Below are 12204 nucleotides of genomic sequence, written 5' to 3' on the forward strand. Positions count from 1 at the left end.
CCAGCGGCACATCTTCACGACCGAATTCAGGTTGGCGGGCTCAGTTTTCTGGGAGTCGATGTATTCGTACTTGCTCACTACCGCTGCTCCCGCGCGAAGTAAGCGGCCGCTCTTTTCAGGAATAGAGTCTCCGCGCGCAGCTCCTGATTTTCCCTCTCGAGCTCCTTCAGTCGAGCCCGTTCCGGCACCGTCAGGTCTGTCTCGGTGCCCCCGTTGGCCTCGCGGTACTTGACCAGCCAGTTACGGAGAGTCTCGGGGCCGACACCATACGCGGTGGCCACGTCCTTGATTGGTTTGGACGTGTTGATCACCTCACGGCACAGCTCGTCTTTGAACTCCTGGGTAAATCGTCTACGTGATGCGGTCATGCTGATCTCTACTTTCAGTAGACCCCCATTTTAAGAGGGCCCACTGCCCGAGAAATGCGCGGCAGCCCAGAAAGTCTTCACCAAACTATTGAGCGGGGATGTTGCTTCGACAACTTGACGGCGCCGGTCATTCCATGGTCAGTGGGCAGGTTTTGTTGTTTACTGGTGGTATCTGCATTGTTGCAAGCGGAAAGAGGCAGATCACCATGGATTCGGGCCAGCTGGTATGGATCGTCGTCATCGTCGTGGCACTCGTCATTGTTGGCCTGGTGGTCTTCTTCGGCCGCAAGCGGAAGCTGAAGGCTGACCGGCGTCGCGCGGTCGAGATGCGCCAGCAGGCGGAGACAGATGAACTCGGCGCACGGGAGGGTGAAGCGAAGGCGGCCCGGGCGGAAGCGGACGCGCAGCAGGCCGAAGTGGATGCCGAACGCCTCCGCAGGGAGGCCCGCGAGCGTCAGGAGGAGGCCCGGACTGTTCGTGAGGGTTCGCAGGAACGGGTCCGGGAAGCTGCTCAACTGGATCCGGATGTTGCTGCCGGCGGACGCCGGGATGCCCAGACCGGCGAGGGCCGGCCGGGCCCGGACGGCGGTGCCGGTCAGCCCGGCCGGCCTGCTCAGGGAACCGGGCCAGGATCAGACATCTCCGGCGATGGCCGGAGCAGCCGCCACCAGGGCGGGCCAGAGGATCAGCTGAGGCGGTCGCTCTGATCCGCGATGGACCAATTCCCTCCACCGTGTGAATATTTGCGCTGAAACGTCAGTCAGATCCGCTATCGGAGGACAAGATGCGGGCCAGGGCCAGAGTCATCGTCGGACTATTGGTGATCGTCTGGCTCGCGATCGGGGTCGCCGCGGCCGCGCAGCGCGGTTATTTCGCCGGGCAGCCGGCATCTTGCGCCTCGGTTGGAACTGTCGCGCTGACGATCGTTGCGGGGCCGCTGAACTACTCGGGCCTGAACCCCAGGATCGCCTGTGACATTCCCCAGCCATCGCAGTAAAACCCGGAGCCTGGTCGTCGGGCCGGAACGGGCTCTTGTGAAGAGCCGCCGGTGGGCCTGGATTGCGGCGTACCCACCGGGGCGCCGAGCCCGGTGGCGGTGTCATTGTTGAACGTTTCAAAAAAGAAAAGGCAGGTAACGGTCATGAACATTCTTCTCATCGTCGTAGTGGTCCTTGCGGTGCTGTTCTTCTTCGGAGGCGGGCTGGTTCCTTCTTTGAACTTCCTGATCTGGGTTGGCGTGGTGCTGTTGATCCTCGCTGCCGTCGGTTTCTTCGTCGGGCGCAGGAGGAGCTGAAACCCCCGGGCTGGATGAGTCTGCGAAGAGTCGCTATCGGCTGGTCGGCCCGGGCCTGCCGCTGGCGGTGAACCTGCGGCGATTGCAGGGGTTTTTGCGGATACTCATTCACTCCTCGGATGCGAAATCAGGCGACGGGCGGGTGTCATTCTCATACGCCTACCGTGACGGGCTGCAGGTCCGGACTAGCAGCCCGCATCCCGGTGACCCCGTCAGCCGAACGCTGACGGGGGCCGTTTATCGGGCGAATCCAGTGCGGCACGGAACAGCCGCGGGAAGATGCTGCCTGATTCAGCTTTACGTAATCCGCTATCGGCTTTAGGAGCAGACTCACAGACTGCGGTAATGACAAACTCCCCAGCCTGATGACCCCAATCCTCACATCCGGGCGAGCTGCGACCTCAGGTTCGCGGGCGCGGGATAGTGGTTGCGACTCCTAACTGGCGACGCCTCATTGGTTCCCCAAACGGACACAGAGACGACTTCGGATCTGTCTAGTCGACGGGTAGCTGGGTATCGCCCCGGCAGTGGTCGAAGGGTTAGAGGTCGAGTAGGCGGATAATTCCGCAGGTGTTCGGGGTTTCCTTGACTGGGATTCGCATTACGGCAGCGTTATCGGGCTGTTCCGGCAATGATCAGGAGACACCCCGGGAGCCCGCGGGCCCGGGAACGAGGTGTGCCCCCTCGGTTGGAGGGGGCGCGCTCGGATGTTGCCGGTTTAGGCTAGACGGCCGTATAGCCGCCGTCGATCGGAATGGTCGCGCCGGTGATGAACTTCGCCTTGTCGCTCGCGAGGAAGGTGATGAGGTCGGCGACTTCCTGCGCCTCGCCCACTCGGCCGGCCGGGTGCAGCTTTGCATATTGTTCGAGGGTCGGTTCGTCGATGAGCGGGGTACGGATGACGCCCGGGGCCACCGCGTTCACACGGATGCCCTCCTTCGCGTACATCGTCCCGGCGGCGCGGGTCATGTTCACGACGCCGCCCTTCGAGGCCGAGTATGCGATGTTGTTTGAGATGGCCACGAGGCCGAACATCGAAGCGAGGTTGACGACGACGCCGCCGTTGCACGCCCGAGTAGTCGATGCCGTTGGTGCGCTCCCAGTTTTCGACGGTCGAGGTGACGACGTCGCCCTCGCCACCGACGCCCGCCGAGGCGACGGCAATGTCAAGGCTGCCGAATTCCTCGACCGTCTTCGCGACGGCGGCTTCAACGCTCTCGGCCTTCGAGACGTCGCCCTGGACAAACTTTGCTCCGATCTCGTCGGCAACTTCCTGCGACTTGGGGTTGAAGTCGAAGATCATGACCTTCGCACCCTCGGCAATGAAGTTCTTTGCGGTGGCGAGGCCGAGCCCCGATCCGCCGCCGGTGATGAATGCGACCTTATTCTCGAGCTGCATGAGTCAGTCCAATCTGTGTGCGATTCTGCGCTCTCACGGCCCGCCGGCTATCGCGGGTAGTTGGCCCGGGCGCTCTTGCCGTGGAGAATACATAGTAGGAAGTCCTAGTAATTATTGGCCCGTCGTACTACATTGAGTCAAAATCTACGCTTCGGAGGACTGGGTATGTTTGAACTCAACGAGGACCAGCAGTCGCTGGTTGCGATGGTGCGGGATTTCGCCAACGGGGCCCTGGCCCCCAACGCCGCGAAATGGGACGAGACCAAACACTTCCCGGTGGACGTGCTGCGAGAAGCCGGCGCCCTGGGTATGGGCGGTATATATGTGCAGGAGGAGTTCGGCGGCTCCGGGCTCACACGCAGCGATGCGGTGCTGATCTTCGAGGAACTGGCCAAGGCAGATCCGACGATTGCCGCCTACATCTCCATCCACAACATGGTGGTCTGGATGATCGACTCGTTCGGCAACGATGAGCAGCGCGCCCAGTGGGTACCGCAACTTGCCTCCATGGAAGCGCTGGGCAGCTACTGCCTTACCGAGCCCGGCGCCGGCTCCGACGCTGCCGCGCTGAGCACCAGGGCAGCGCGCGACGGCGAAGAGTACGTGTTGAACGGCGTCAAGCAGTTTATCTCCGGGGCCGGGTCATCGAGCTACTACATCGTGATGGCCCGCACCGCCGACACCGGAAACCGCGGCATCACGGCCATCGTCGTCCCGGCGGACATTCCGGGCCTGTCGTTCGGTCCGAACGAGAAAAAGATGGGGTGGAACGCCCAGCCGACCCGCCAGGTTATTTTCGACAATGTCCGGGTTCCGATTGCCAACCGCCTCGGAGAGGAAGGCAATGGTTTTGGGATCGCGATGAAGGGCCTCAACGGAGGCCGCATCAACATGGGCGCCTGCTCCCTGGGCGGCGGCCAGACTGCCCTGGACAAGTCGGTGGCCTACCTCAAGGAACGCGAAGCGTTCGGCGGCCCGCTGATCAACCAGCAATCCCTGCTGTTCCAGCTGGCCGACATGGAAACCGAGCTCGTGACCGCCCGGACCCTGCTCTGGCGGGCAGCGGACGCCCTGGACCGCGGCGCGCCCGACGCCGTCAAGCTCTGCGCCATGGCCAAACGGGTCGCCACGGATGCCGGGTTCAACGTCGCCAACAGCGCCATCCAGCTCCACGGGGGCTACGGCTACCTCTCCGAATACGGACTCGAGAAGATCGCCCGTGACCTGCGGGTCCACCAGATCCTCGAAGGCAGCAACGAAATCATGCGCCTGATCATCGGCCGCATCGTGGCCGGCACCTAGCCAGTCCCCGTTTAGCCTTGCTTCAGCGATGGGTGCGGCGCATCTTGGGTCGCGGCCCAGCTGGCGAGCAGCCGCAGGGCGTCCTCGGTGGTCGAACCGGGCTCGGCGGTGTAGACGAGCATCGACAGGCCGGCATCGGCGGAGAGCTCCAGGGATTCATACATGAGGTGAAGATCCCCGACCACGGGGTGCCGGAGGTGCTTGATCCCGCTGTAGTGCTGGCGCACGTTGTGGGCCGCCCACCGGGTGCGGAACTCCTCGCTGCGGGTGGAGAGTTCCCCGACCAGATCGGTCAGGCTGCGGTCGTAGGGGTCGCGGCCGGCCTCGGTGCGCAGGATTGCCACCGTGTCATTCGCGGCCCGTTCCCAGTCCGGAAAGAAATCATAGGAACGGCGGTCCAGGAAGATGAACCGGGCATGATTGGCCGGCCGGACGGGGCTGACGTACATCTCGGAGTACAGGGCATAGCAAAGCTGGTTGGCGGCGAGGATGTCCAGCCGGCCGTTCCGGACGAACGCCGGGGCGTTGGTCACGGCGTCGAGCATCAGCTGCACACCGGGGCGGACCGGCTGGGAAGTGGCGCGGCGGCGCTGGGACTTTCGGCTGCTGCTCGCGGCCCGGGCCAGGTCGAACAGGTGCGCTTGCTCCGCCTCGTCCAGCTGCAGCGCCCTTGCCAGCGATTCCAGCACGCCCTCCGAGACGCCGGAGAGGTTTCCGCGTTCCAGCCGGGTGTAATACTCGACACTGACACCGGCCAGCATGGCAACCTCGCCGCGCCGCAGTCCGGGGACGCGGCGGTTGCCGCCGTAGACCGGCAGTCCCGCCTGTTCGGGCGTGATTTTCGCCCGCCGGGTGGCAAGGAAGTCACGGGTCTCGCTCTGATTGTCCATACCTTCAACGTTAGAGGGTGCGGCGCCGTAAGGGAGGCCCTGCCAGTACCCCTACCAGCAGTGCCTCCCTCGCCGGCAGCCGGATGGTGTTTGATGGAGAGTGCCCCCGATGACGTCCGGGCCGAAAGGCCGCACCTGACCGGTGCCGAACGCCGGGGCACCCCCCCCAGAACCCCACAAGCAGGAGATCCATGCTTACCGTTAATGCTTACGCCGCCACCTCGGCGACGGAACCCCTCGTCCCCACCACCATCGAACGCCGCGACGTCGGCGCGCACGACGTCCTGATCGACATCAAGTTCGCCGGCATCTGCCACTCGGACATCCACACCGTCCGCGGCGACTGGGGACCGCAGTCCTACCCGCTGGCACCGGGCCACGAAATCGCCGGCATCGTCACCGAAGTCGGCTCCGCCGTCACCAAACACAAGGTGGGCGACCGCGTCGGCGTCGGCTGCATGGTCAACTCGTGCCGCGAATGCGTCAACTGCAAGGCCGGAGAGGAGCAGTACTGCCTCAAGGGCAACACCGGCACCTACGGCGCCGTCGACCGCGACGGCACCGTCACCCAGGGCGGCTACTCCACCCACGTCGTTGTGACCGAGGATTTCGTCGTCACCATCCCCGAGGGCATCGAGCTCGACGTCGCCGCACCCCTGCTGTGCGCCGGCATCACCACGTATTCGCCGCTGCGCCACTGGAACGCCGGCCCCGGCAAGAAGGTCGCCGTCGTCGGACTCGGCGGCCTGGGCCACATGGCCGTCAAGATCGCCCACGCCATGGGCGCCGAGGTCACCGTCCTCTCGCAGTCGCTCAAGAAGCAGGAAGACGGCCTGCGCCTCGGCGCGGACCACTACTTCGCCACGAGCGACGAGAACACCTTCGCCGACCTCGCCGGCAGCTTCGACCTGATCATCAACACGGTCAGCGCCTCGATCGACATCAGCTCCTACCTGCAGCTGCTGACCCTCGACGGCGCCCTGGTGAACGTCGGCGCCCCGGCCGAACCGCTGCCCGTGAACGCGTTCGCCCTGATCGCCGGACGCCGCTCCTTCGCCGGTTCCATGATCGGCGGCATCCGCCAGACGCAGGAAATGCTCGACTTCTGCGCCGAGCACCACCTCGGCGCCGAGATCGAGGTCATCCCGGCCGAGAAGATCAACGAGGCCTACGAGCGCGTGCTCGCCTCCGACGTGCGGTACCGCTTCGTGATCGACACCTCCACCCTGGTGTAGCTCCAAACAAGATGGGCCCGGCCGGGTCGACCTGGCCGGGCCCTTCTTGTTCCGCTGGGCGGAAGGTGGTCCTTGCCCGCGGGTCCGATGGGCGGGCACGCTGGCGGGATGACCAAACTGCAGCCCGAAGCCAAACTTTCCGGCCTGGACATCGCCGGAGGGATCGAGGCGGAGCCCGACGGCGTCATCACCCTGGACCCGGACCTCGCCGCCATCTGGGACCGGGCGGCGCCGTACCTGAAAGTCCGCGACAACGACGCCCACACGCTCTACGCCTTCGGACTGGCCGTTGCCCTGCTCGAGGCGCACCCCGAGGCGGATGCCGCCGTCGTCCTCCCTGCGATCATGCTGCACGACATCGGCTGGTCGCAGGTGCCGCCCGCGGAGGTCCTGCAGGCGATCGCGCCCGGCGGCGGCCGGCCGGATCTGGTGCTGCTGCACGAGAAGGAAGGCGCCCGGCTCGCCGCCGGGATCCTCGCCGACGCAGGGTACGACGCCGGGAAAGTCCCGGCCATCCTGGACATCATCGACGGCCACGATTCCCGCCGGGAAGCCATCTCGGTCGAGGACGCGATCGTCAAGGACGCGGACAAAACCTGGCGGCTCAGCCCGCACGGCATCGACACCGTGATGGACTGGTTCGGCCTGGACCGCGGCCAGGCGCTGCGGCTGTGCAGCCAGAGGGTCCACGGGCACCTGTTCACGGCGGAGGCCCAGGCCATGGCGCGGGCGCTCTCCGCACTGGAGTCGGTGACCCTGTGGCCGCAGCGGCGGGCGCTGCCGGGCGCGGAATAGTACGGGCGGGACTACGTCTACTTCCGCCTGGGACCTATGTCTGCTGCCCTGGCAGTTCGATTCCTTGCTCTTCGGCGAACTTCATGATGTTGGGCATCATCACCGCGCTTTGCTGCTTCGCCTCCTCGGTTGGGGTGAAGGCCACAAACTCACATCCGGCGAACACGATCGGCGTGTGCCCGGGCTCGATGACAAACGCGTCAATTCCCGTACCGCGCTCCCAGAGGCCAAGGTCCCATCAGGATGACAGGCACCCTTGGCCGTCGACTGCGACGTCGTCGTTGGGCTCCAGGAAGATCTTTGACTGACGCAGCGCCGGAATTCAGTTGATGGCCTCGATGCCAAGCCGCTTAAGTCCTTCAAGGTGGTTCCGCATGTTCTGAATCACCTCGGGGGAGTGCGGCTGCCAACCTAAGACCTCGTCAACTACTCGCAGCGGCGCTTCGGTGCGGTAGGACCTCGTTGGGTTGCCCGGGAACTTCTTGTCCGTCAGATTGGGGTCATCCTCCCCCGGCTTCAGGTCAGCCTTCGTGCCGTGGAAGAAAGGTCCGGGATCAATGGCCTCCGACGACACCGTTGGTTTCTCCATGCACACCCTCTTCGACGTTGGGCCCCGACTCTAGCGCCGACCATATTTTGGTTCAAGGTGCGGTCCGGGTCAGGGTCTGCGCAGGAATTCCCGCACGGTTTCGATGTACTCCGCGGACCGCGTTGCCATCACTCCGTGGCCCGCGCCCGCGAAGAGTCTGACCTCCGCCGCGGGATGCCGACGGCCTCGGACAGCAACGCCCGCAGCGACCGGGACACCGAGCCGTCAATGAGGTCGGCGAACAACGGCGAGAGCGGATCGGGCATCTGTTCCACGATGCTCGCCCGGAAGTAGAGTCCCTTCGGGTAGGGCACCGGCCAAGCATCCGGGGTGTCAGCCGCCGGTTCAGGCAGTGCAGTGGCAGGCCGCGATTGCAGGATGGAGAACTCCCCACCGGCCCGGGCCCACTCGATGTCCTGCGGCACCCCGAAATGAGCCGCGATCCGTGTTCCATAGCCGGCCAGCCTGGCCACAGCCTGGTCATCCAGGACGGGCTGACGACGGCGGTCCTTGGGCACCGGCTGCTCCCGCGTGCCGTGGTCCGCATAGACAGTCATGATGTCCTTGTCCGCGGTCCGGCGCGACAGCACACGGCCCGTCCCCGCTTCGACGACGACGTCATCGGTGGTGACAGTTCCGCTAAGCACCGACTCGCCCAGGCCCCACGCGGCACTGATCAAGAGCTGGTCGCGGCGCCCGTTGGCAGGATTGGCGGTGAACATCACCCCGGCCGACTCGGCCTCGATCATCCGCTGGACCACCACCGCGAGGCGCACCGTGTCCGGTCAAAGGCGTCAAAAGCGTCCTGGCCCAGCACCAGCAGCGACGGCGGGTTCGGGCTGTCGACGATTTTCAGGATCGCTTCCGCGGCCTTTGCCGGGTCGCCTGGCTGCGTGCCGTGGACCGTGTCGTGCTCCTTGCGCCGTTTCCCGGCCGTCTCAGCGTAGTCCTCTCTCGGCGTCGCGGACTGGGTGAGGGAGCGGCCGGCGAAGTCGGTCCGGAACGCGCCGGGCTCGATGACGGTGACGTTAATGCCGAGCGGCTGCAGTTCCTTGCGTAGGGACCCGGAGAGGCCCTCCAAGGCCGACTTGGTGGCCGAGTAGTATCCGGATCCGGCCGGGGTGATGCGTGCCCCGATGGAAGAGATGTTCAGGATGGAACCTGCCCTGTTCGCGCGCATGCCCGGGAGGACTGCTTTGATCATGTCGACGGCGCCGAACACGTTGGTGTCGAACAACTGCCGGATGTCGGCGTCGTCTGCTTCCTCCACCGCGGCAGTCCATCCACGCCCTGGTCGACGCAGCCGCGGCATTGGGCGACGTCACGGGCGTCATCCACGCCGCAGGTGTCTCGCCCAGCCAAGCCTCGCCGGCGACCATCCTGGCCGTGGACCTATACGGGACCGCCGTGCTGCTGGAGGAATTCGGGAACGTCATCGCCCCTGGCGGTGCCGGCGTCGTCATCGCGTCGCAGTCGGGGCACCGCCTGGCTGCCCTGAGCCCCGAGGAAAATAGGGCCCTTGCAACGACGCCGGCCGACGAGATCCTGGCACTTCCGATGCTGCAGCCCGACCGGGTCACGGACTCCCTCCGCGCCTACCAGCTGGCCAAGCGCGGCAATTCGCTCCGCGTGATGGCCGAGGCCGTTCGCTGGGGAAAGCGGGGCGCGCGGATCAACACAATCAGCCCCGGCATCATCTTCACCCCGCTCGCCGGGGATGAGCTCTCCGGCCCCCGCGGGGAGGGGTACCGGCGCATGATCGAGTTGTCCCCGGCGGGTCGGGGTGGCACTCCCGACGAGGTCGGCACCGTGGGCGCGCTCCTTATGGGCCCGGACGGCGGGTTCATCACCGGCAGCGACTTCCTTATGGGCGGAGGCGTCACGGCGTCCTACTTCTACGGCGCACTCGCCCCGCAGTGAACATGCCAGGGCCGGCGTCAGGTTTGGGCCCGGCCGTCCAGGTCTAGGCCAGGTTCCGGCCCAGGAACGAGAGGACATCCGGGAGGATGGAGCGCCAGTAATTGCTGTCGTGGCCGCCGTCCTGGAATCCTCCCGAATGTTCCCCAGGCAGGTCCTTCACGTAGTCCTGCACGCTGAAGAGCAGGTTGTCGGACGTTCCACAGTCAATTCTCTTCGGCAGTGTCTCCAGCTCCGCCCGCAGGGCAAAGATGTCGTTGGCGGCAAAGTCCGCGGCGCTGTCAAAGTTGTCGGACCGGCCTGCGTCGTACCGGCTCCAGACAGCGGGGCTCATGGCGGCCACGGCGCGGAGACCGGGCAGGCGGTGCTGGGCGGCGAGGAGCAGGGCGCCGAAGCCGCCCATCGACAGGCCGAAGACTGCCACCCTGCCGGCGTCGAGCCCCTGGCCGGCCAGCAAGGGGAGGAATTCCTGCACCACCATGGACTGCGTGTCTGAGCCTGACGCGCGGTGGTGCCACCAGGTTTCGCCTCCGTCCACAGCCGCAATAGCGAAGGGCGTGGCGCCGCGCGCCACATGCTGTGCCAGCACCTGTTCAGCGCCCAGGTCGTCAAAGACCATGCGGTGGTCCGAGTTTGTTCCGTGCAGGAAGAGGGCCACGGGCAGGGAGACGGATGTGCCGCCGTCGGGCGTGCCCGGTACGGCGAGGGACCAGCCGGTGGGTTCCTGCGGGCGGAACCGTGACGTGAAGCTGCCGGTGCGCATGGCTACGGGTGGGGTGGGGCTGGATGTGGCCCCGCCGGTGCATCCCGCGATCGACACCGCTGCCACGGCGCCGAGCCCCAGCAGGCTTCGTCGGGAAATTCCGGGCGGTCCCATGGCCCCGATCATAGGCCCGGGGCCGCGGGCAATCCGCAGGTCACCAGAATTTCTGCACTCCGGAGGCGGCGTCGCGTAGCAGGGAACCATCCAGGAAAATGGAGCACTCTTCCAGGCCGAAGTCTTTCCACCCTGCGACGAGCTGGAGTTTGCCCGCCGGCGGCAGCGGCCAGAGCCAGAGTGCGCCGGAGCCGGAGAGCTCGTCGTCGCCTCCGCTCCCGCCTCCGTTTCTCATCAGGAGGACCGGCGGGGCAGGCTCGTCGGTGCCCTCGAAGTGTCCGTGCGGGTGCGCGCCGGTGCTGGACTTTGAACCGTCCGGGAAAGCCACGCCGAACAGGAGCATCGACGCTGCGCCGGAGCCCCTGCGGGGGCCGGGTCCGGGCCGGAAAAACACGTCGTTGAGTTCCGCCCACTCCTCATCGGTCTGGTCACCCCGGCGGATGGTCCAGGACACATCGAACGAACAGCCCGTTGAAAAGACATCGGTGCTCTTGACGGCCATCACCATCGTCGGGCTCCGGTGCAGGAACTGACCGATATGGACGACGGCCGGAAGCTCGTACGGCGGGGCGCCGGCCCAGACGGGCGGGACGTACCTCACTGCCCGCCCGCGCGGGGGCGGGTGCGGCACCGGGAAGTCCTGGAAGAAGGTCATGGCTGGTCCTTTCGTCGGTGGGTTCCCGCGGTTACTGGCCCGGGAGCTGGAGGGTGATGGGCGGTGTTGTCATGGGACCGCCGCATTGTTCCGAGCCGCCAACCCTGGTCCACTCCAGCCGGGATTGCTGCCGGGCGAGCAGGGTGCCGTCTTGGGCGAGCACGCGGGTTGTCACTTCGCCGGGCAGTTGGCCCTGGACGGTGAAAACCCAGGAATTGGCTGCCGTCTGGGCGGCGACGAAAGGCGCCACCGACGGTGAAGGGCCGTCCGGTGAGCTGGGAACCGCTGATTTCGGTGACGCGGGCTGGGGCGAGGCCACCTCAGGGACGGAGCAGCCGGTCGTGGTGCACAGTTCGACGTGGTCGACGGCGGTGATGTCGCCTTCGAGCCGCACAGTGACTGTGCTGACCCACCCGACCGCAGGGCAAACGACGTCGGCCCTGGCGCAAGCGGCCAGCTGCAGGCCGGCAACCATCAGCACGACCGCAGAGCGGAAGATTCCCCACTTCGACCTCATGGCGCCAGTCTAGACACGTTCCCGGCTGGCCGCGCCTCTCACTTCCACTTCGACCGGTTCGGCCCTATGCCCACATTCTCGGGGGTGGAGGTATGCGCGACGCGTTGACGCTTCCCATGCCGGGGCGGATACTCCGCATATGAGCGACGATGCGAAAGGGAGTGCCCGGCCTCGGGGTGATGATCCGGATAACAAGATCACCTGGTCAAACTTCTGGAAACGGCCCGAGATCGTCGTTTCTGTCGTCTTAGGCCTCTTAGCCTCGATCCACCGGTTGTGTTTGATGGGGCGGGGTCGTTCTGATCTAGGTCTGGGTTCGGTCGGTGGGCATGACGGGGTTCCCGGCCTTGCTGCCGGTGGTGTTCC

Annotated in this window: 15 protein-coding genes and 3 pseudogenes; 8 read left to right on the forward strand and 10 right to left on the reverse strand. The window is 65.8% G+C overall.

All coding sequences use genetic code 11. From position 1 onward, the window contains the following. A pseudogene (locus tag ACZY0Y_RS18510) lies at positions 1 to 368 on the reverse strand (transposase); the annotation flags it as partial. Positions 369 to 574: 206 nt separating this feature from the next. Between ACZY0Y_RS18510 and ACZY0Y_RS18515 the strand changes: the two are divergent. The 3 genes from ACZY0Y_RS18515 to ACZY0Y_RS18525 all read left to right on the forward strand — a co-directional run bounded on the left by ACZY0Y_RS18515 (position 575) and on the right by ACZY0Y_RS18525 (position 1662). After that, positions 575 to 1075, forward strand: coding sequence for a hypothetical protein (locus ACZY0Y_RS18515; RefSeq protein WP_463886324.1), 501 nt, complete (start codon positions 575 to 577; stop codon positions 1073 to 1075). A gap of 110 nt (positions 1076 to 1185) precedes the next feature. Further along, positions 1186 to 1365 (forward strand): hypothetical protein, encoded by a 180-nt coding sequence (locus ACZY0Y_RS18520; protein WP_463959700.1) that lies wholly within the window; start codon positions 1186 to 1188, stop codon positions 1363 to 1365. A 144-nt stretch (positions 1366 to 1509) separates the two neighbouring features. Beyond that, positions 1510 to 1662, forward strand: coding sequence for a hypothetical protein (locus ACZY0Y_RS18525; protein WP_197515737.1), 153 nt, complete (start codon positions 1510 to 1512; stop codon positions 1660 to 1662). Positions 1663 to 2385: 723 nt separating this feature from the next. Here ACZY0Y_RS18525 and ACZY0Y_RS18530 read toward each other — a convergent pair. Beyond that, positions 2386 to 3061, reverse strand: a pseudogene (locus tag ACZY0Y_RS18530) (SDR family NAD(P)-dependent oxidoreductase). Between the two features lie 165 nt (positions 3062 to 3226). On the opposite strand from ACZY0Y_RS18530, the gene ACZY0Y_RS18535 reads away from it, so the two are divergent. After that, entirely contained in the window at positions 3227 to 4363 is a 1137-nt protein-coding gene (locus tag ACZY0Y_RS18535; RefSeq protein WP_463959689.1) for an acyl-CoA dehydrogenase family protein, read from the forward strand. Between the two features lie 11 nt (positions 4364 to 4374). Here ACZY0Y_RS18535 and ACZY0Y_RS18540 read toward each other — a convergent pair whose 3' ends face one another. Beyond that, positions 4375 to 5253 carry a helix-turn-helix transcriptional regulator gene (locus ACZY0Y_RS18540; RefSeq protein WP_463886328.1) on the reverse strand — a complete coding sequence of 293 codons (879 nt, stop codon included), beginning with the start codon at positions 5251 to 5253 and terminating at the stop codon, positions 4375 to 4377. A 191-nt stretch (positions 5254 to 5444) separates the two neighbouring features. On the opposite strand from ACZY0Y_RS18540, the gene ACZY0Y_RS18545 reads away from it, so the two are divergent. Together ACZY0Y_RS18545 and ACZY0Y_RS18550 are read left to right on the forward strand one after the other, a co-directional pair. Further along, a complete protein-coding gene (locus tag ACZY0Y_RS18545) occupies positions 5445 to 6488 on the forward strand; it encodes an NAD(P)-dependent alcohol dehydrogenase (RefSeq protein ID WP_463886330.1) in 1044 nt (347 codons plus the stop codon). A 108-nt stretch (positions 6489 to 6596) separates the two neighbouring features. Further along, on the forward strand, positions 6597 to 7283 hold the full coding sequence (locus ACZY0Y_RS18550; RefSeq protein WP_463959691.1) for an HD domain-containing protein: 687 nt from the start codon (positions 6597 to 6599) through the stop codon (positions 7281 to 7283). Between the two features lie 34 nt (positions 7284 to 7317). Here ACZY0Y_RS18550 and ACZY0Y_RS18555 read toward each other — a convergent pair whose 3' ends face one another. The 4 genes and pseudogenes from ACZY0Y_RS18555 to ACZY0Y_RS18570 form a co-directional block, all read right to left on the reverse strand. Then, positions 7318 to 7449 (reverse strand): hypothetical protein, encoded by a 132-nt coding sequence (locus ACZY0Y_RS18555; protein ID WP_272927725.1) that lies wholly within the window; start codon positions 7447 to 7449, stop codon positions 7318 to 7320. A 156-nt stretch (positions 7450 to 7605) separates the two neighbouring features. After that, a pseudogene (locus ACZY0Y_RS18560) lies at positions 7606 to 7803 on the reverse strand (NAD(+)--rifampin ADP-ribosyltransferase); the annotation flags it as partial. Positions 7804 to 8000: 197 nt separating this feature from the next. Continuing rightward, the gene (locus ACZY0Y_RS18565) at positions 8001 to 8648 is read right to left on the reverse strand and encodes a PEP/pyruvate-binding domain-containing protein (RefSeq protein ID WP_463959692.1); all 648 of its coding nucleotides are present in this window, start codon (positions 8646 to 8648) and stop codon (positions 8001 to 8003) included. Beyond that, positions 8618 to 9184, reverse strand: coding sequence for an SDR family NAD(P)-dependent oxidoreductase (locus tag ACZY0Y_RS18570; protein WP_463959693.1), 567 nt, complete (start codon positions 9182 to 9184; stop codon positions 8618 to 8620). The genes ACZY0Y_RS18565 and ACZY0Y_RS18570 overlap by 31 nt, the downstream gene beginning before the upstream one ends. Here ACZY0Y_RS18570 and ACZY0Y_RS18575 point away from each other — a divergent pair. Next, positions 9184 to 9792 carry an SDR family oxidoreductase gene (locus ACZY0Y_RS18575; protein ID WP_463884731.1) on the forward strand — a complete coding sequence of 203 codons (609 nt, stop codon included), beginning with the start codon at positions 9184 to 9186 and terminating at the stop codon, positions 9790 to 9792. The genes ACZY0Y_RS18570 and ACZY0Y_RS18575 overlap by 1 nt on opposite strands. A 43-nt stretch (positions 9793 to 9835) precedes the next feature. On the opposite strand, the gene ACZY0Y_RS18580 is transcribed toward ACZY0Y_RS18575, so the two are convergent. From ACZY0Y_RS18580 to ACZY0Y_RS18590, 3 genes are read right to left on the reverse strand one after another with little or no spacing between them, the layout of a single operon-like run. Further along, positions 9836 to 10666, reverse strand: coding sequence for an alpha/beta hydrolase (locus ACZY0Y_RS18580; RefSeq protein ID WP_463884730.1), 831 nt, complete (start codon positions 10664 to 10666; stop codon positions 9836 to 9838). Positions 10667 to 10706: 40 nt separating this feature from the next. Then, positions 10707 to 11321, reverse strand: coding sequence for a hypothetical protein (locus tag ACZY0Y_RS18585; RefSeq protein WP_463959694.1), 615 nt, complete (start codon positions 11319 to 11321; stop codon positions 10707 to 10709). A gap of 31 nt (positions 11322 to 11352) precedes the next feature. Continuing rightward, positions 11353 to 11838: a hypothetical protein gene (locus tag ACZY0Y_RS18590; RefSeq protein WP_463959696.1), complete on the reverse strand. Its 486-nt coding sequence runs from the start codon at positions 11836 to 11838 to the stop codon at positions 11353 to 11355. A 139-nt stretch (positions 11839 to 11977) separates the two neighbouring features. Here ACZY0Y_RS18590 and ACZY0Y_RS18595 point away from each other — a divergent pair. Then, positions 11978 to 12204: hypothetical protein (locus ACZY0Y_RS18595; protein WP_463959698.1), on the forward strand; the 227-nt coding region annotated here is incomplete at its 3' end.

The sequence above is a fragment of the Pseudarthrobacter kochi genome, assembly GCF_055412805.1.

What these genes read in the sequence shown, in the direction of transcription:
- ACZY0Y_RS18515 (WP_463886324.1), top strand. Translation starts at nt 575, where the DNA reads ATGGATTCGGGCCAGCTGGTATGGATCGTCGTCATCGTCGTGGCACTC.
- ACZY0Y_RS18525 (WP_197515737.1), top strand. Translation starts at nt 1,510, where the DNA reads ATGAACATTCTTCTCATCGTCGTAGTGGTCCTTGCGGTGCTGTTCTTC.
- ACZY0Y_RS18535 (WP_463959689.1), top strand. Translation starts at nt 3,227, where the DNA reads ATGTTTGAACTCAACGAGGACCAGCAGTCGCTGGTTGCGATGGTGCGG.
- ACZY0Y_RS18540 (WP_463886328.1), bottom strand. Translation starts at nt 5,253, where the DNA reads ATGGACAATCAGAGCGAGACCCGTGACTTCCTTGCCACCCGGCGGGCG.
- ACZY0Y_RS18545 (WP_463886330.1), top strand. Translation starts at nt 5,445, where the DNA reads ATGCTTACCGTTAATGCTTACGCCGCCACCTCGGCGACGGAACCCCTC.
- ACZY0Y_RS18550 (WP_463959691.1), top strand. Translation starts at nt 6,597, where the DNA reads ATGACCAAACTGCAGCCCGAAGCCAAACTTTCCGGCCTGGACATCGCC.
- ACZY0Y_RS18570 (WP_463959693.1), bottom strand. Translation starts at nt 9,184, where the DNA reads ATGCCGCGGCTGCGTCGACCAGGGCGTGGATGGACTGCCGCGGTGGAG.
- ACZY0Y_RS18580 (WP_463884730.1), bottom strand. Translation starts at nt 10,666, where the DNA reads ATGGGACCGCCCGGAATTTCCCGACGAAGCCTGCTGGGGCTCGGCGCC.
- ACZY0Y_RS18585 (WP_463959694.1), bottom strand. Translation starts at nt 11,321, where the DNA reads ATGACCTTCTTCCAGGACTTCCCGGTGCCGCACCCGCCCCCGCGCGGG.
- ACZY0Y_RS18590 (WP_463959696.1), bottom strand. Translation starts at nt 11,838, where the DNA reads ATGAGGTCGAAGTGGGGAATCTTCCGCTCTGCGGTCGTGCTGATGGTT.